Origin of the sequence: Levilactobacillus tujiorum, assembly GCF_012641185.1 — a bacterium.
In the GTDB taxonomy this organism is placed as follows: Bacteria; Bacillota; Bacilli; order Lactobacillales; family Lactobacillaceae; genus Levilactobacillus; species Levilactobacillus tujiorum.
Window position 1 is genome coordinate 1 of the sequence record NZ_JAAXLK010000062.1, and the last position, 227, is coordinate 227.

At 36.6% G+C, this 227-nt stretch carries 1 rRNA gene; it reads left to right on the forward strand.

Features of this window, described 5'->3' with window-relative positions:
• Positions 1-122 precede the first annotated feature (122 nt).
• Positions 123-227: ribosomal RNA gene (locus tag HF569_RS12205) — 23S ribosomal RNA — on the forward strand; the annotation flags it as partial.

A 227-nucleotide genomic window follows, 5' to 3' on the forward strand; every position in this document is an offset into this window, starting at 1 on the left:
ATCAATTATTTTCCTTTAATTATTAAGATAATTAAACCGAGAAACAACTGCGTATTTTTGAGTTTTTTAATTAGTTTATATCGCTAATACTCAATTAATCAATGATTACGACGTAATCATTAGGTTAAGTTATGAAGGGCGCATGGTGGATGCCTTGGTACTAGGAGCCGATGAAGGACGGGACTAACACCGATATGCTTCGGGGAGCTGTACGTAAGCTTTGATCC